The sequence below is a fragment of the Streptomyces sp. NPDC001406 genome, from assembly GCF_042895285.1.
Taxonomy (GTDB): Bacteria; Actinomycetota; Actinomycetes; order Streptomycetales; family Streptomycetaceae; genus Streptomyces.
Genome location: NZ_JBIAWG010000016.1, coordinates 80928 through 97003 on the forward strand (window position 1 = coordinate 80928; position 16076 = coordinate 97003).

The 16076-nt window shown below is 70.8% G+C and carries 12 protein-coding genes; 3 read left to right on the forward strand and 9 right to left on the reverse strand.

Annotated features, from left to right (window positions below):
- Positions 1–238: 238 nt before the first annotated feature.
- Together ACFY1J_RS33995 and ACFY1J_RS34000 are read right to left on the reverse strand one after the other, a co-directional pair.
- Positions 239–1912 carry a PucR family transcriptional regulator gene (locus ACFY1J_RS33995; RefSeq protein ID WP_390732538.1) on the reverse strand — a complete coding sequence of 558 codons (1674 nt, stop codon included), beginning with the start codon at positions 1910–1912 and terminating at the stop codon, positions 239–241.
- 118 nt (positions 1913–2030) lie between these two features.
- Positions 2031–4178, reverse strand: coding sequence for an ATP-binding protein (locus ACFY1J_RS34000; RefSeq protein ID WP_390732539.1), 2148 nt, complete (start codon positions 4176–4178; stop codon positions 2031–2033).
- A gap of 249 nt (positions 4179–4427) precedes the next feature.
- Between ACFY1J_RS34000 and gabT the strand changes: the two genes are divergently transcribed.
- The 3 genes from gabT to ACFY1J_RS34015 all read left to right on the forward strand — a co-directional run bounded on the left by gabT (position 4428) and on the right by ACFY1J_RS34015 (position 7605).
- Complete coding sequence (gene gabT / locus ACFY1J_RS34005; protein WP_390732540.1) at positions 4428–5762, forward strand: 4-aminobutyrate--2-oxoglutarate transaminase; 1335 nt, start codon at positions 4428–4430, stop codon at positions 5760–5762.
- Between the two features lie 353 nt (positions 5763–6115).
- Entirely contained in the window at positions 6116–6946 is an 831-nt protein-coding gene (locus ACFY1J_RS34010; protein ID WP_390732541.1) for a serine hydrolase domain-containing protein, read from the forward strand.
- A complete protein-coding gene (locus ACFY1J_RS34015; protein WP_390712382.1) occupies positions 6946–7605 on the forward strand; it encodes a phosphatase PAP2 family protein in 660 nt (219 codons plus the stop codon). Before ACFY1J_RS34010 ends, ACFY1J_RS34015 begins: the two co-directional genes overlap by 1 nt.
- Here the strand turns inward: ACFY1J_RS34015 and ACFY1J_RS34020 are convergent.
- From ACFY1J_RS34020 to ACFY1J_RS34050, 7 genes are all read right to left on the reverse strand, one after another.
- On the reverse strand, positions 7544–9355 hold the full coding sequence (locus ACFY1J_RS34020) for a chitinase (protein ID WP_390732542.1): 1812 nt from the start codon (positions 9353–9355) through the stop codon (positions 7544–7546). The genes ACFY1J_RS34015 and ACFY1J_RS34020 overlap by 62 nt on opposite strands.
- A gap of 539 nt (positions 9356–9894) precedes the next feature.
- Complete coding sequence (locus ACFY1J_RS34025; protein WP_390712380.1) at positions 9895–10347, reverse strand: bifunctional DNA primase/polymerase; 453 nt, start codon at positions 10345–10347, stop codon at positions 9895–9897.
- Between the two features lie 121 nt (positions 10348–10468).
- A complete protein-coding gene (locus ACFY1J_RS34030) occupies positions 10469–11887 on the reverse strand; it encodes an NAD(P)/FAD-dependent oxidoreductase (protein ID WP_390712379.1) in 1419 nt (472 codons plus the stop codon).
- A gap of 29 nt (positions 11888–11916) precedes the next feature.
- Entirely contained in the window at positions 11917–12717 is an 801-nt protein-coding gene (locus ACFY1J_RS34035; RefSeq protein WP_316757771.1) for an ABC transporter permease, read from the reverse strand.
- The gene (locus ACFY1J_RS34040) at positions 12717–13640 is read right to left on the reverse strand and encodes an ABC transporter permease (RefSeq protein ID WP_390712378.1); all 924 of its coding nucleotides are present in this window, start codon (positions 13638–13640) and stop codon (positions 12717–12719) included. Before ACFY1J_RS34040 ends, ACFY1J_RS34035 begins: the two co-directional genes overlap by 1 nt.
- 1 nt (position 13641) lies before the next feature.
- Positions 13642–14793, reverse strand: a complete 1152-nt coding sequence (locus tag ACFY1J_RS34045) for an ABC transporter ATP-binding protein (RefSeq protein ID WP_390712440.1) — start codon at positions 14791–14793, stop codon at positions 13642–13644.
- Positions 14794–14798: 5 nt separating this feature from the next.
- A complete protein-coding gene (locus ACFY1J_RS34050) occupies positions 14799–16046 on the reverse strand; it encodes a PotD/PotF family extracellular solute-binding protein (protein ID WP_390712377.1) in 1248 nt (415 codons plus the stop codon).
- Between the last annotated feature and the right edge of the window lie 30 nt (positions 16047–16076).

Consider the following 16076-nt stretch of genomic DNA (forward strand, 5'->3'; position numbering starts at 1 on the left):
GCGCTTGTCCGAGTCGTAGTGGTGGGGGGTGGGGATGCGCCGTATTGGCGTGGTGGGGGGGCTGGGGCCGCGAGTTTTTCGCCCCCGCCGCCCCTACCCGTCCCGTCCCGTCCCCAAGGGCTCCGCCCCTTCGACCCCGCCAGAGGGCTCCGCCCCCTGGACCCCACATCGGCCTGAACGGCCTCGTCCTCAAACGCCGGACGGGCTGTCTTTGTACGGACGGGCTGTCTTTGTACGGCTACTCCGGGGTGGTCGCCTTCAATGCCAGCCACAGCTCCATCCGGACGTCGGGGTCGTCGAGACTGCGCCCCAGGATCTCCTCGACCCTCCGCATCCGGTACCGCAACGTATGCCGGTGCACACCGAGGTCCGCCGCGGCCGCGTCCCACTGGCCGTGGCGGGAGAGCCAGGCGCGCAGGGAGGCCACCAGGTCGCCGCGCCCGGTCGCGTCGTGCTCGTACAGCGGGCGCAGCAGACCGTCCGCGAACGCCTTCACCGCGTCGTCGGCCAGCAGCGGCAGCACCGAGCCCGCCGCCAGCTGCTCGTGCTCCACGAGCACCCGCCCCCGCCGCCGGGCCACCGACAGCGCCTGTTCGGCCTGCTTGTACGCGGCGGCCGCGGCGATCGGCCCGGCCGGCGCCGACAGGCCCACGACCAGCTCGTCCTCGTCCACGGCGGCCTGATCGGGTACGGCCCGTGCCGCCTCCAGCGCCGCCGCGTACTCGGCGCAGGCGGCGACCGCCGCTCCCCCGTCCCCGGCCAGTACGACCAGCCGCTCCCCCTCGGGGACGACCAGCACGGCCTCACCGGAGCGCGCGGCCGCGGCCTCCACGGTCTCCGCGAGCCCGCCCAGCGGATCGCCGCCCGCGTCGGCGGCGGCCAGCGCGCCGGCCGGGCTGGGCTTGGCCACCGGCATCGGTACGCCCGAGTGGGCGTGGGCGTCCGCGTGCGCCCGGGCGGCCGACGCGGACACCGGCTCGGCGACGATCACCCGGAAGGGCGCGTCGAGGAGCCCGCCGTACAGGTCACCGGTGACGGCCCGGGCGTGGTCCGGCTGACCGGCCAGCAGCATCCGCAGCACGGCCGCGCCGATCCGCTGCTCGGCCGCCTGTAGCGAGCGGGAGCGCTCGGTGGTGAGGGTGAGCAGGGCGATCGCGGAGTGGACGGCGTACCGTTCGGCGGTGCCGAGGGCGGCGGCGGTGCCGACGGCGAGCGCGGCCCGCGGGCGCCTGCCCGTGCCCAGGGAGTGCAGTTCGACGCGGTCCTCGGTCTCCGGGCTGCCGACCACCGACGAGGCGGGCGCGGGCCGCTCCCGCAGCCGCTCCACGTCCGCGGTGATCCGTGCCGCGCGCCGCCCGGCCCATTCCGGCGCGGTCGCGACGACGGCGCCCGAGGCGTCGTACAGGGCCGCCCAGCCGTCGACCTGTGCGGCGAGCGCGGCGAGCAGTCCCTCCGGGCCCGCGCTCAGCGCCTGCCTGGTCAGCTCCCGCTGGGCGGCGAACCCGGCCGTGACCGCGCGGTACTGGTCGGCGGCGATCGCGGCGGACACCGCCTTGCTGATCGCGAGGAAGGGGGTGCGGCGCGGCACCTCCAGCAGGGGCAGGCCCTCCTGTTCGGCCGCGTCGACCAGGGCCTTGGGGATCTCGTCGTAGTTGACGCCGACGGCGAACCCGAGCCCGACGACTCCGGCGCCGACCAGCCGCTTCACATAACGGCGCATCGCCTCGGGGTCGTCGGCGTCCAGCTTCAGCGCGGTGATCAGCAGCAGTTCCCCGCCCTCCATGTAGGGCACGGGGTCGGCCAGCTCGCTCACATGCGCCCAGCGGACGGGCACGTCCAGGCGGTCCTCGCCCGCCCGCACGGTCAGCTTGAGCGCGGAGTGGTGGACGAGCGAGGCGAGCGTCGGGGGCATGAGGCCTTCAGGTCTGGGGAGATCGGGTGATCATTGCGATCATTTGGCCGCTTCGTATGAACAGCCTATGCCGATTCTGCCGCACCGTATGGAGACCGGGTGACCTTATGGACGGACCTCAGCCGCGGAGGTCCACCAGCAGAGGCGGGGCGTGCTCGCCCTTGACGTTCGTGAGCGACAGCACCGCATGCCCCGGCGGCACCCCATGCGCCAGCTCGGACGCCGACCAGCGCTCCCGCTCGACCTGCCGGACGGTCACCGCCCGCGCGGTCGGCGCCTTGCCGGTGATCACCCGGCGCAGCACGTGCACGGCCTTGCCGGCCGGGGTCTCGGCGATGATCTGCCGGTCGGTCACGTCCCGCGCCTCGGTCCACTCCTTGCCCCACACCTCGGCGAAGTCCTGACCGTCCCACGGGGTGAGCCCGGACAGGGCCATCCGGCACCCGGCGGCGCCCAGCAGCGGCCCGCGCAGCGGCCGGGGTACGTCGTCCAGGGTGCGCAGGGTGAGCACGGCACCGGCATTGGCGGAGCGCAGCCGCTGGATCCCGCGCACGGCCTCCGGGGTCACCGCTCCGGTCGCGTCGTCCAGCAGCAGGCAGGCGAACAGCGACCGGTCCTCCCGTACCGCCACGCTCGCCGTGAACTGGGCGAGCACCAGCCGCGCCAGGATGCGCGAGGCGTCCGCGTGCCCGCGCTCGGGCAGGTCGATACGGACCCGCACCGGGTGGTCGAGCGCCTTGAGCGAGAAGGGCCGGGACTGCCCGGAGGTGTCGAAGAACCCGGCGAAGGCGGGCCGGTCGAGCAGTGCGATCCGGTCGGCGAGCACCGCGCCCACGTCCCCGGGGTGGCCCAACTGCCGCTCGCGCGCGTCGAGTTCGCGCAGCAGCGACTCCTGCCCGGTGTCCTGCAGCGCCTTGCGGAGCGCGGCCAGCGGACCGGGGGTCCCGTCGAGCAGCTGACGCAGCTCCGGTACGGAGGGGAAGCGGGCGTGGACCGCCCGGAACGGGCCGAGCAACTGGGCGAGGACGGTGGTGGAGCGGCGGCTGTCGCCTCCCGGGTGCGGGTCGGCGAGATCGCCGACGAGGGCCTCGGCGAGTATGGCGGCGGCCTCGTCCGGGTCGGTGGTGCCGCCGTACAGATCGAGGTCGTACACCGATTCGGGATGGGCGATCCGTACGACGACGTCGTACGCGTCGGACGTGCCGAGCCCGGCGCCCGCCGCGCCGACCACCACGACGGAGGCCCGTCCGGCGAGCGCGTGCAGGCACAGCGACTCCGCGAGCGGCCGGACGACGCTGCCGGTCTTGCCGGAGCCGGCCGGGCCGACGGCGAGCAGGGAGGTGCCGAGCAGGTCGGTGCCGAGGGCGAGTCCGGAGCCGCGGTAGTGGTAGGGGTTGCGCGGGTCGTCCGCGGTGGTCCCGAGCCGCACCTGCCCGGTGACCAGGTCGTGCCGGGCGAGGCGGCCCGGCAGGTCCCGCTCCCCCGAGGGGTGCAGACAGGCGGCGGCGCCGTCCTTGACGACGGCGGTGGTGAAGGCGGCGAGGCTGTGCCGGCCGCTGCGCACGCCCTGCCAGGCGCGGGCGATACGGGCGAGGTCGACGTCGCGCATCAGCCCGGAGCGGGCCTCGGCGGCGAGCCGGTCGGCGGCGTCGGCGGCCCCGGCGGCGCGCAGGTGGGGCCACTGGGCGGGGTCCTCCTCCGGGGCGGGCGGTTTCTCCGCGGTGGGCACGGCCCGGGTCCAGGCAGGGGGGCCGTAGCGCCGCCAGACCTCGCCCCAGCGGCCGAGACGGCCCACGGCGAGCATGATCGCGCCTGCGATGAGCGTGTAGTAGCCGTACCAGAGGACGGCGTTCCCGACCCGGTCGCCGCTGTGCCGCCAGGAGTCCGGGGTGAGGAGTTCCAGGGGCAGCACCCACCAGCCGCCGAGGTAGCCGTTCCACAGCAGCGACCAGAGCAGCCACCCCACCAGGAAGGCGATGAGCGCACCGCTCAGCAGCTGCCGCGCCGGAATCTGCTCGGGCTCCTCCTTCGGCCGCGGCCGGTGCCCGAACCGCCACACTCCCGGTGCCGCGTCCGGCCGGGGCGCCCGCAGCCAGGCCAGGAACGCCGAGCCGTCGGGCAGCGGGGGAACCCCTGGGGCCCGGGTCGGCCGGGGCGGTGCCGAGGGCGCCTCGCGGGGCACCGCGGGAGCGTCCTGCGGCATCGCCGGACGCGGTACGGGATTCGCATGCGTACCCCGCGTGTCCTGCGTCCCGTCGCTGTCCATCGCCCTTTCCCCCTGACCAGCCGTATCGTGCACCATCAGCGAGTCAATCTAACGCCCCCGCAAGGGGAGTTCACCGCTTACGCGGCCGAGCGGTCCGGCCCGGGCCCGACCGTGCCGTCACCCCGCTATGTCCACCGCGGACAACCGCAGGTCCTGACAACGCCCACATGGAGCATGCCCACCCCCCATTCCCGGTCCTAGCCTGCGAGAAAAGAAGACAAGAGTCCGTAATACCCCCGGGAGCCCCTCATGAGCGCACTTCCGCAGGAGCGCCGCGTCGTCACCGCCATCCCCGGCCCGAAGTCGCAGGAGCTGCAGGCCCGCCGTACCGCCGTGGTCGCGCAGGGCGTCGGCTCCGTGCTGCCCGTGTTCACCGCGCGCGCGGGCGGCGGCATCATCGAGGACGTCGACGGCAACCGCCTCATCGACTTCGGCTCCGGCATCGCCGTGACCTCGGTCGGCGCCTCCGCCGAGGCCGTCGTACGCCGTGCGAGCGCCCAGCTGGCCGACTTCACCCACACCTGTTTCATGGTCACCCCGTACGAGGGCTATGTGGCGGTCGCCGAGGCCCTCGCCGAGCTCACCCCGGGTGACCACGCCAAGAAGTCCGCGCTGTTCAACTCGGGCGCCGAGGCCGTCGAGAACGCCGTCAAGATCGCGCGTGCGTACACCAAGCGCCAGGCCGTCGTCGTGTTCGACCACGGCTACCACGGCCGGACCAACCTGACGATGGCGCTCACCGCCAAGAACATGCCGTACAAGCACGGCTTCGGTCCCTTCGCCCCCGAGGTCTACCGCGTCCCGGTCGCCTACGCCTACCGCTGGCCGACCGGCCCTCAGAACGCGGGCCCCGAGGCCGCCAAGATGGCCATCGACCAGATGTCCAAGCAGGTCGGCGCGGACAACATCGCCGCGATCATCATCGAGCCGGTGCTCGGCGAGGGCGGCTTCATCGAGCCGGCCAAGGGCTTCCTGCCGGAGATCGTGAAGTTCGCCAACGACAACGGCATCGTCTTCGTCGCCGACGAGATCCAGTCGGGCTTCTGCCGCACCGGCCAGTGGTTCGCCTGCGAGGACGAGGGCATCGTCCCCGACCTGATCACGACGGCCAAGGGCATCGCGGGCGGTCTGCCGCTCGCCGCCGTCACCGGCCGCGCCGAGATCATGGACGCCGCGCACGCCGGCGGCCTCGGCGGCACCTACGGCGGCAACCCGGTCGCCTGCGCCGGTGCGCTCGGTTCCATCGAGACCATGAAGGAGCTCGACCTCAACGCCAAGGCGAAGAACATCGAGGCGGTCATGAAGGCGCGCCTGGGCGCGATGGCCGAGAAGTTCGACATCATCGGCGACGTCCGCGGCCGTGGCGCGATGATCGCCATCGAGCTGGTCAAGGACCGTACGACGAAGGAGCCGAACCCGGAGGCCACCGCCGCCCTCGCCAAGGCCTGCCACCAGGAGGGCCTACTGGTCCTGACCTGTGGCACCTACGGCAACGTGCTGCGCTTCCTGCCCCCGCTGGTCATCGGCGAGGACCTGCTGAACGAGGGCCTCGACATCATCGAGCAGGCGTTCGCGCGTATCTGAGGCGCAGTCCGACGCCCAGCGTCAGGCCGTGTGAAGAAGGTGTGCGAGGTGGATGGCGGGACGCGATTCCGTCTGTCTTGGAGCCACCCCCTGCCGTAGGTTCTTCCTCAGATGAGAGATACACCCGCCCACAGGGGACTGTGGGCGACATCAGGCCGTCGCCTCCCCAGCTTCGACCTGGTCGTGCCCTCGCGCACACAACCGGGGCCTTCGGCTTCGGAATCTCCTCACCGATCGGACAGTCGCCCGCCCCAAACCCCCCGGGGCGCGCGGCGTTCCGATCCGGACGGCCGCCCCGGAACTACCCCCCCCTGTTCCGGGGCGGCCGACCTCCTTCTCCGACACTGGTGACCATGCGTCGCATTCCGACATGTGTCCTCAGTGACTCCGAGCCGCCGAAGGTCGGCGACGGCCATGCCGTCGACCGTTTCGTACAGATCGGCTCCCTCACCAAGGTCCTCACGGGCACCGCGCTCATGCGCTTGGCGGCAGCCGGCGCCCTCACCCTCGACGACCCCGTGGAGCGCTGGCTGCCCGCCGCCCCCGGGACCGGGATCACCCTGCGGCAACTGGCCGACCACACCTCCGGCCTCCCCCGGCTGCCACCCCAGGCCGCCGGCCGGGACCCGTACACGCCGTTCGACGACCGCGCGCTGCGCGACGTGCTGAACCGGCTCGACTCGATCGCGATCCGGCCCGCGGGCCAGGAGGAGGAGTACTCCAACCTCGGCTACGCCGTTCTCGGCGCGGCCCTGGCCGCCGCCACCGGCACCTCGTACGAGGAACTGGTCACCGAGCATGTGCTCCGGCCGCTGGACGTGGCCGAGGTGAGCGCCGACCCCGATCCCGCGCGGTGTCTGCTGGCGCCGGGTCTGTTCGGGGGGACCCGCAGGCCCTGGACGATGCGGGGCCCGATCCTGCCGGCCGGGGGTCTGTGGGCCACTCCGCGAGCGGCCGCAGATCTGCTCGTGCGTCTGCTCGTGGAGCGCCGGCTGGGCGATCCCGCCCCGACCTGGCAGACGGCCGGGCCGCTGCGCTGGCACAACGGGGCCACCCGCGACGCGTCGGTCTTCGCCGGGGCGACGAACGACGGCCGCTGGGTCGTGGTCCACCGGCTCAACGGCGATCCGGAAGACACCGATCGGGTGGGAATCGAGGTTCTCAAGGAGTCGCGGCAGCGCTGATGAGGACTCCTGAGAGGCTGTGGCCCGTGACCGCTGTACCCATCCTCCTGTTCGTGCTGATCACCTGGCAGGTCATGGCCGACGGCCCGCTGCTTCGCGTGGACGAGCGGGTGAGCCGCGCCCTCGTCCATCCCGACCGGTTCTCGGCGGCCCTCTCCGACCTGGGCAATGTGCAGGTGGCGGTTCCGGTGCTCGCGGTCGCCATAGGCCTCGTCCTCTGGCTGGGCCGCCGCGACGGCGGCGACCGCTGGTGGCTGCCACCGGTCGCCGCCGCCGTCCTGATGGCGCTGGTCCCGGCGATCGTCGTGCCGTTGAAGGCGTGGACCGACCGTCCGGGAACCCCGGTCATGCCCTGGGCGGGCGGCTTCTACCCGTCCGGCCATACGGCCACCGCGACCGTCGCATACGGCGCGGCGACGCTGATCCTCCTGCCCTGGCTCGTCACGGCGCTCGCCCGGCGGCTGCTGGTGGCCGGGTGTGCCGTGGTCAACCTCGGTGTCGGTTTCGGGCTGATCCGACGCGGCTACCACTGGCCGCTGGACGTCGTGGCCAGTTGGTGTCTGTGCTCCGTGCTGCTGTTCGCGCTGTGGGTGTTCCTCAGCCGAAGTACGCGTCGAAGGTCTTCTGGAACTCCCAGTTGGCGAACCGGTCCCAGTTGACCGACCACGTCATCAGGCCGCGCAGGGCGGGCCAGCTGCCGTGGGTGGCGTACGAGCCGCAGTTCGACCTCTTCGTCAGACAGTCGAGGGTCTTGGTGACCTCCGACGGGGAGACATAGCCGTTGCCCGCGTTGGTGGACGCCGGCATGCCGATCGCCACCTGGTCGGGGCGCAGCGGCGGGAAGACGTTGTTGGCGTCGCCCGCGACCGGGAAGCCGGTGAGGAGCATGTCGGTCATGGCGATGTGGAAGTCGGCGCCGCCCATCGAGTGGTACTGGTTGTCGAGGCCCATGATCGGGCCCGAGTTGTAGTCCTGGACGTGCAGGAGCGTCAGGTCGTCGCGCAGGGCGTGGATGACCGGGAGGTAGGCCCCGCAGCGCGGATCCTGGCCGCCCCACTTGCCGGTGCCGTAGTACTGGTAGCCCAGCTGCACGAAGAAGGTCTCTGGGGCCATGGAGAGGACGAACTTCGCGCCGTAGCGGGCCTTGAGGGTCTTCAGGGCCGAGATGAGGTTGACGACGACGGGTGTCGTCGGGTTCTTGAAGTCCGTGTCGTTGGCGTTGAGCGACAGCGAGTGGCCCTCGAAGTCGATGTCCAGACCGTCGAGGCCGTAGTCGTCGATGATCCTGGAGACGGAGGAGACGAAGGTGTCACGGGCCGCCGTGGTGGTCAGCTGCACCTGGCCGTTCTGGCCTCCGATGGAGATCAGCACCTTCTTGCCGGCCGCCTGCTTGGCCCTGACCGCCGCCTTGAAGTCGGCGTCGCTCTCGACGTTCGGGCATTCGGTGACCGGGCAGCGGTTGAAGCGGATGTCGCCGGAGGTGACCGTGGTCGGCTCGCCGAAGGCCAGGTCGATGACGTCCCAGCTGTCGGGGACGTCGGCGAGACGGGTGTAGCCGGAGCCGTTGGCGAAGGTGGTGTGGAGGTAGCCGACCAGGGCGTGCGCAGGCAGGTCGGTCGAGCCGCCGGATCCGGCGGTCGTCGTGGCGGTCACCGTCGCGGACTTCGCGGACTCGCCCGCGTCGTTGACGGCGGTGACCTGGAAGCCGTACGCCGTCGAGGGCGTCAGGCCGGTCACGGTCGCCGAAGTGCCGCTCACCGTCCGGTCCTTGACCCCGTTGCGGTAGACCGCGTAGCCGGTGGCGCCGGTGACCGCCGTCCAGGACAGGGCGACGGTGGAGGAGGTGACAGTGCCCGCCTTGAGACCGGTCGGGGCCGCGGGCGGCCGGCCCGGGTCGACGCCGGGGCCGGTCAGGGAGATGTCGTCGGCGTAGTAGGCGCCGGTGCCGTACCAGCCGTGGGTGTAGATGGTGACCTTGGTGGTGGCGGCGCCGGTGCGGAAGGTCGTGCTGAGCTGCTGCCAGGCGGGGGCCGACTGGGTCCAGGTGGAGACATCGGTGGTGCCGGTGCCGCCGGCGCCGAGGTAGACATAGGAGCCGCGGACGTAGCCGGACAGCGTGTACTGGGAGTCGGGTTTCACCGTCACGGTCTGCGCGCACTGGGCGTTGTCACTGCCGGCCGGTGTCGCTTGGAGGGCCGAAGTGCCGCCGTGCACAGGAGAGTTGACGGTGGCACCACTGTTCGCCGTACAGCTCCAGCCGTCGAGACCGGACTCGAAGCCACCGTTCCTGGCGAGGTCGGCGTCGGCCGCACGGGCGGCCGTCGAGAGCACGGTGATGCCGGGTACGGCCAGAAGCGCCGCCGTGAGCGCGGCGAGGAGGGATCTGGTGCGAGGTCTGACGCGATCCACAAGTGCCTCCGGGCATGGGGGGATTGGAGGGTGGAGTGCGCTCAACTTGGTCCAGACCAATCCGGTTGTCAAGACCTCCGGCGAGCGACTGCGGGCCACGGTGCCCTGGGCCACGCCCGGAGGGGTGCGCGCCCTGGCGCCGGACGCCGGTCACCGGCACGAGCCCGTCGCTGCGCGTCGGGGAACCGCCCGTGCGGATCGGGGCGGCGAGCATGGCCGAACCGCGCGCCGCCCCCGGTGACGGCCCGTGCCTGCACGCCCGCCGGGGCGCCCGCGCCCATGTGCACCCACGACTCACGCCCGGCCCCGCCGTGCTGCACGCCGACGACCACGACGGACAGAGCATCAAAGACGCGCCGCAGGACCGCCGTACCCACTACCCGCCCTCATCCATCGCCAGACGCGCCCCCGCCTCGTGCAACGCAACTTCCAACAGCACCGGATCGGAGAGCGCGCCGGAACCATCCGGCGAAACCAGCCGGCGGACCACGCCGGCCGAACGCACCCGGCACGACGACCGTCTACCGCCGACCGGCCCACTACCCGCCCTCATCCGTCGCCAGGCGGGCCGCCGCCTCGTGCAACGCCACTTCCAACAGCGCCGGATCGGTGAGCGTGCCGGAGCCGTCCGGGGGGATCAGCCAGCGGAGCGCGTCGGTCGGACGGGTCGGGTACGGGACGGTGATCCAGGTGCCCGCACCGATCGTGCGGATGCCCGTGCCGAGCCAGCATTCGGCTGTGCCCGGTGGTACGAAGAAGCCCATCCGCTCGTCGGCGAGGTCGACCAGCACCGGGCCGGGGTGGTCGAGTATGCGGGTGAGCACGTCGAGGGCAGGGCGGCCGAGCGCGCCCGGCACGTCGAGCACGTCCCACGCCTTGCCTGCCGGAAGGAGCGTGACCCCACGAGGGTTGCGTTCCCACTCCCAGCGGCAGGCCTCGGGATCCGGTGCGACCGATGCCAGCCACTCGACCGCCGACTTCACTCCAGCCATGGGAAGACCTCCCTCTCTCCCGTCGACGCGGTCGCGTCAGCAGGAGAGAGGGAGGTCCTCAGCAGGCATTACGCGGGTTGCGGTCCCTCCTTGGAGTGAACCGGACCTCGCCCGGCAGGGCTCAGCTGTCGAAGCCCAGCCCCAGCCGGTCCATCGTCCGCAGCCACAGGTTGCGCCGCCCGCCGTGCTCGTCCGCGCGGGCCAGCGACCACTTGGTGAGGGCGATGCCGGTCCAGGCGAAGGGCTCGGGCGGGAAGGGCAGCGGCTTCTTGCGGACCATCTCCAGGCGCGTGCGCTCGGTGTCCTCGCCCGCCAGCAGGTCCAGCATCACATCGGCGCCGAACCGGGTGGCGCCCACGCCGAGGCCCGTGTAGCCCGCCGCGTACGCCACCTTGCCCTGGTGGGCGGTGCCGAAGAACGCCGAGAAGCGTGAGCAGGTGTCGATCGCGCCGCCCCACGCGTGCGTGAAGCGGACGCCCTCCAGCTGCGGGAAGCAGGTGAAGAAGTGCCCGGCGAGCTTGGCGTAGGTCTCGGGGCGGTCGTCGTACTCGGCGCGGACGCGGCCGCCGTAGGGGTAGATCGCGTCGTACCCGCCCCACAGGATCCGGTTGTCGGCCGACAGCCGGAAGTAGTGGAACTGGTTGGCGCTGTCCCCGAGGCCCTGGCGGCCCCGCCAGCCGATCTCGGCGAGCTGTCGCTCGGTGAGCGGCTCGGTCATCAGGGCGTAGTCGTAGACCGGCACGGTGTAGGCCCGGACCCGCTTGAGCAGGCTCGGGAAGATGTTGGTGCCCAGCGCGACCCGGCGGGCGCGCACCGAGCCGTACGGGGTGCGTACGGCCATGCCCGCGCCGTACGGCTTCAGGTCCAGGGCGGGCGTGTGCTCGTAGACGCGCACGCCCAGTTGGAGGCAGGCGCGCTTCAGACCCCAGGCGAGCTTGGCCGGGTGGAGCATGGCCACGCCCCGGCGGTCCCACAGCCCCGCCTCGAAGGTCGGCGAGTTCACCTGCTCGCGCACGGCGTCCGCATCCAGGAACTCGATGCCGTCGGCCAGGCCCTTGTCCTTCAGCTCCCGGTGCCAGTCGCGCAGCTCCCGCGCCTGGTAGGTCTCGGTGGCGACGTCGATCTCGCCGGTGCGCTCGAATTCGCAGTCGAGGGAGTGCCGGGCGACCGCCTTCTCGATCTCGTCGAGGTTGCGCTCGCCCAGCTCCTGGAGCGTGTGGATCTCGTCCGGCCAGCGGGCGAGACCGTTGGGCAGTCCATGGGTGAGGGAGGCGGCGCAGAAGCCGCCGTTGCGGCCCGAGGCGGCCCAGCCCACCTCGCGGCCTTCCAGCAGCACCACGTCCCGCTGCGGGTCGCGCTCCTTGGCGCCCAGCGCGGCCCACAGTCCGCTGTAGCCACCGCCGACGACCAGCAGGTCGCAGGTCTCGGCGCCGGTGAGGGCGGGCTCGGGGTGGGGCTTGCCGGGGTCTTCGAGCCAGTACGGGACCGGCTGTGCTTCGGAAAGAGACTTGGTCCAACGGGTCATGGCGCTTGGGGCCATGATTTCAACTCCCTACAGAGTTCTTCCGGTCATGCCTTTTGCTTGTTGCGGCGATTCGTGACGACCATCGAGGTCAGCACGAGCAGTACGGCGACCAGGAACATGGCCGTACCGATGACGTTGATCTGAACGGGCGTGCCGCGCTGCGCCGAGCCCCACACGAACATGGGGAAGGTGACGGTCGAGCCCGCGTTGAAATTGGTGATGATGAAATCGTCGAAGGAGAGCGCGAAGGAGAGCAGCGCGCCCGCGGCGATTCCGGGGGCCGCGATGGGCAGGGTGACCCTCAGGAAGGTCTGCGCGGGACCGGCGTACAGGTCCTGTGCCGCCTGCTCCAGGCGCGGGTCCATCGACATCACGCGCGCCTTGACCGCGGTGACGACGAAGCTGAGGCAGAACATGATGTGCGCGATCAGGATCGTCCAGAAGCCCAGCTGGGCGCCCATGTTGAGGAACAGGGTGAGCAGCGAGGCGGCCATGACGACCTCGGGCATGGCCATGGGCAGGAAGATCAGCGAGTTCACCGCGCCGCGTGCGCGGAAGCGGTAGCGGACCAGGGCGAAGGCGATCATCGTGCCGAGGAGCGTGGCGCCGATCGTCGCCCACAGGGCGATCTGGAGGCTGAGGGACAGCGAGCCGCACATGTCGGCGACGCCGCACGGGTCCTTCCAGGCGTCCGTGGAGAACTGCTGCCATTCGTAGTTGAAGCGCCCCTTCGGTTTGTTGAAGGAGAACACCGTGACGACGACATTGGGCAGCAGCAGATAGGCGAGCGTCAGAAGTCCCGCGATGACGACGAGATGGCGCTTGAGCCAGTTGACGAAGGGCATCAGACCAGATCCTCCGTCCCGGACCGGCGAATGTAGATCGTGACCATGAGCAGAATCGCGGCCATGAGGATGAAGGAGAGGGCGGCGGCCGTCGGATAGTCCAGAATGCGCAGGAACTGCGTCTGGATGACGTTGCCGATCATTCGGGTGTCGGTGGAGCCGAGGAGTTCGGCGTTGACGTAGTCGCCGGCCGCCGGGATGAACGTCAGCAGCGTTCCGGAGACCACACCGGGCATCGACAGCGGGAAGGTGACCTTGCGGAAGGTCGTCCAGGGCTTGGCGTACAGATCGCCCGCGGCCTCGTGCAGCCGGCCGTCGATGCGCTCGAGCGAGGTGTAGAGCGGCAGGATCATGAACGGCAGGAAGTTGTACGTCAGACCGCACACCACGGCGAGTGGCGTCGCGAGGACGCGGTCGCCCGCGGTCCAGCCGAGCCAGTTGGTGACGTCCAGGACGTGCAGCGTGTTGAGGGCGCCGACGACCGGGCCGTTGTCCGCGAGGATCGTCTTCCAGGCCAGGGTGCGGATCAGGAAGCTGGTGAAGAACGGGGCGATCACCAGGATCATGATCAGGTTCCGCCAGCGGCCCGCGCGGAAGGCGATCAGATACGCCAGCGGGTAGCCGAGCAGCAGGCACAGGACGGTCGCGGCGGCGGCGTAGAAGACCGAGCGCAGGAACTGCGGCCAGTACTCGGCCAGCGCGTCCCAGTAGGTCACGAAGTGCCAGGTGACCTTGTAGCCCTCCTCCAGGGAGCCCGTCTGCACGGACGTGGAGGCCTGGTAGAGCATCGGCAGCGCGAAGAAGATGATCAGCCAGAGGATGCCGGGCAGCAGCAGCCAGTAGGGGGTCCACCTGCCGCGCTTGCGCGGGGGCTTCTTCTCGGGGGTCGGCGTCAGGGGTGGCGCCTCGGTGACAGCGGCCATCTCAGGCGGCCTCCTCGTCGACCGTCTCCACGCCCGCGTCGATGTCCTGGTCCGCGTCCAGACCGAAGGTGTGGGTGGGGCTCCAGTGCAGGACCACGTCGGCTCCCGGCACCAGACGGGCGTCGCGCTCGATGTTCTGGGCGTAGACCTCGAACTCGGGGCAGACGGCGCTGTCGATGACGTACTGCGTGGAGACGCCGATGAAGCTGGAGTCGGCGATCTTGCCGCTGATGCGGTTGCGGCCCTCGGGGATCGAGCCCGCGTCGTCGGCGTGCGTGAGGGAGATCTTCTCCGGGCGGACGCCGACGAGCACCTTGCCGCCGGTGCGCGTCGGGGCGGAACAGCGCGCCTCGGGCAGCACCAGCTTGCCGCCGCCCGCCTTGAGGACGATGTCCCCGCCGTTCTTGCCGTCGACCTCGGCCTCGATGAGGTTGGAGGTGCCGAGGAAGTTGGCGACGAACGTGGTCTGCGGGTTCTCGTACAGGTCGGTGGGCGCGCCGAGTTGCTCGACCCGGCCCGCGTTCATCACGGCGACCGTGTCGGCCATGGTCATGGCCTCCTCCTGGTCGTGCGTGACATGGATGAAGGTGATGCCGACCTCGGTCTGGATGCGCTTGAGCTCCAGCTGCATCTGGCGGCGCAGCTTGAGGTCGAGGGCGCCGAGGGGCTCGTCCAGGAGCAGCACCTTGGGGTGGTTGATCAGCGCGCGGGCGACGGCGACGCGCTGCTGCTGACCGCCGGAGAGCTGGTGCGGTTTCTTGCGGGCCTGCTCGCCGAGCTGGACCAGGTCGAGCATCTCCTCGACCTGCTTCTTGACGCTCTTGATCCCGCGCCGGCGCAGGCCGAAGGCGACGTTCTCGAAGATGTCCAGGTGCGGGAAGAGCGCGTACGACTGGAAGACGGTGTTCACCGGCCGCTTGTACGGCGGCAGGTGCGTCACCTCCTGTTCGCCGAGGTGCACGGTGCCGGAGGATGGCTCCTCCAGGCCGGCGATCATGCGCAGGGTGGTGGTCTTGCCGCAGCCCGAGGCGCCGAGCAGGGCGAAGAAGGAGCCCTGCGGCACGGTCAGGTCGAGCGGGTGTACGGCGGTGAAGGAGCCGTAGGTCTTGCTGATCCCGGTGAGGCGGACGTCGCCGCTGGTGTCTGTCGTCATCATCGTCACGCCCCTGTGAGCTTCGCGAACTTCTCTTCGTAGGCCGTCTCTTCCTTCTGGCTCAGCGAGCGGAAGGCATGGGACTTGGCCTGCATGGCCTTGTCGGGAAGGATCAGCGGATTGTCCGCCGCGCCCTTGTCGATCTTCGCCAGGTAGGGCTTCACGCCGTCGACCGGGCTCACGTAGTTGATGTAGGCGGCGAGTGCGGCGGCCTGTTCGGGCTCGTAGTAGAAGTCGATGAGCCGTTCGGCGTTCGTCTTGTGGCGCGCCTTGTTGGGGATCAGCAGGTTGTCGGTCGACGTCATGTAGCCGCTGTGGGGGATGACGAAGTCGACGTCCGGGCTGTCCGACTTCAACTGGACGACGTCTCCGGCCCAGGCGACACAGGCCGCGAGGTCGCCCTTGGTCAGGTCGGACGTGTAGTCGTTGCCGGTGAAGCGGCGGATCTGGCCCTTGTCGACGGCCTTCTGCAGCCGGGCGATCACGGCGTCGAAGTCGTCGTCGGTGAAGTTCGCCGGGTCCTTGCCCATGTCGAGCAGCGTCATGCCGATGCTGTCGCGCATCTCGGACAGGAAACCGACGCGGCCCTTGAGCTTGGGGTTGTCGAGCAGGTCCGAGATGGACTTCACCTCGATGCCGTCGAGCGCCTTCTTGTTGTAGGCGATCACGGTCGAGATGCCCTGCCACGGATACGAGTAGGCGCGGCCCGGGTCCCAGTCGGGGTTGCGGAACTGCGGCGACAGATTGGTGTACGCATGCGGCAGGTTGGACGGGTCCAGTTTCTGGACCCAGCCCAGGCGGATCATCCGGGCGGCCAGCCAGTCGGTGAGGACGACGAGGTCGCGACCGGTGTCCTGACCCGCGGCGAGCTGCGGCTTGATCTTGGCGAAGAACTCGTTGTTGTCGTTGATGTCCTCGGTGTACTTGACCTGTATGCCGGTCCGCTTGGCGAACGTCTCCAGCGTCGGGTGGTGCTTGCCGCTGTCGTCGAGGTCGATGTACTCGGTCCAGTTGGAGAAGTTGACGACCTTCTCCTGCTTCGAGTGGTCCTCGGCGGACGTGCCGCCCTGGGTCTTGCCGGCCGCGGGGATACCGCAGGCGCTCAGCGCCCCGAGTCCGCCGACTGTGAGCGCGCCCCCTGCGGAGGCGCGCAACAACGATCGGCGGGTCATGGCCGCCCTGCCATTGCGGAGGCTGCGCCGCATGGCGGCCGCTTGGGCCGCGGTCAGGCGGTCGGGCTCGTACTGCTCCATGCGCTTGGTGCCCTTTCGGGAGGTGGTGGC

Bases quoted from the DNA above. Each gene is read 5' to 3' on its own strand.
- ACFY1J_RS33995 (WP_390732538.1), bottom strand. From the start codon at position 1,912: ATGCCCCCGACGCTCGCCTCGCTCGTCCACCACTCCGCGCTCAAGCTG.
- ACFY1J_RS34000 (WP_390732539.1), bottom strand. From the start codon at position 4,178: ATGGACAGCGACGGGACGCAGGACACGCGGGGTACGCATGCGAATCCC.
- gabT (WP_390732540.1), top strand. From the start codon at position 4,428: ATGAGCGCACTTCCGCAGGAGCGCCGCGTCGTCACCGCCATCCCCGGC.
- ACFY1J_RS34010 (WP_390732541.1), top strand. From the start codon at position 6,116: ATGCGTCGCATTCCGACATGTGTCCTCAGTGACTCCGAGCCGCCGAAG.
- ACFY1J_RS34015 (WP_390712382.1), top strand. From the start codon at position 6,946: ATGAGGACTCCTGAGAGGCTGTGGCCCGTGACCGCTGTACCCATCCTC.
- ACFY1J_RS34025 (WP_390712380.1), bottom strand. From the start codon at position 10,347: ATGGCTGGAGTGAAGTCGGCGGTCGAGTGGCTGGCATCGGTCGCACCG.
- ACFY1J_RS34030 (WP_390712379.1), bottom strand. From the start codon at position 11,887: ATGGCCCCAAGCGCCATGACCCGTTGGACCAAGTCTCTTTCCGAAGCA.
- ACFY1J_RS34035 (WP_316757771.1), bottom strand. From the start codon at position 12,717: ATGCCCTTCGTCAACTGGCTCAAGCGCCATCTCGTCGTCATCGCGGGA.
- ACFY1J_RS34040 (WP_390712378.1), bottom strand. From the start codon at position 13,640: ATGGCCGCTGTCACCGAGGCGCCACCCCTGACGCCGACCCCCGAGAAG.
- ACFY1J_RS34045 (WP_390712440.1), bottom strand. From the start codon at position 14,793: ATGACGACAGACACCAGCGGCGACGTCCGCCTCACCGGGATCAGCAAG.
- ACFY1J_RS34050 (WP_390712377.1), bottom strand. From the start codon at position 16,046: ATGGAGCAGTACGAGCCCGACCGCCTGACCGCGGCCCAAGCGGCCGCC.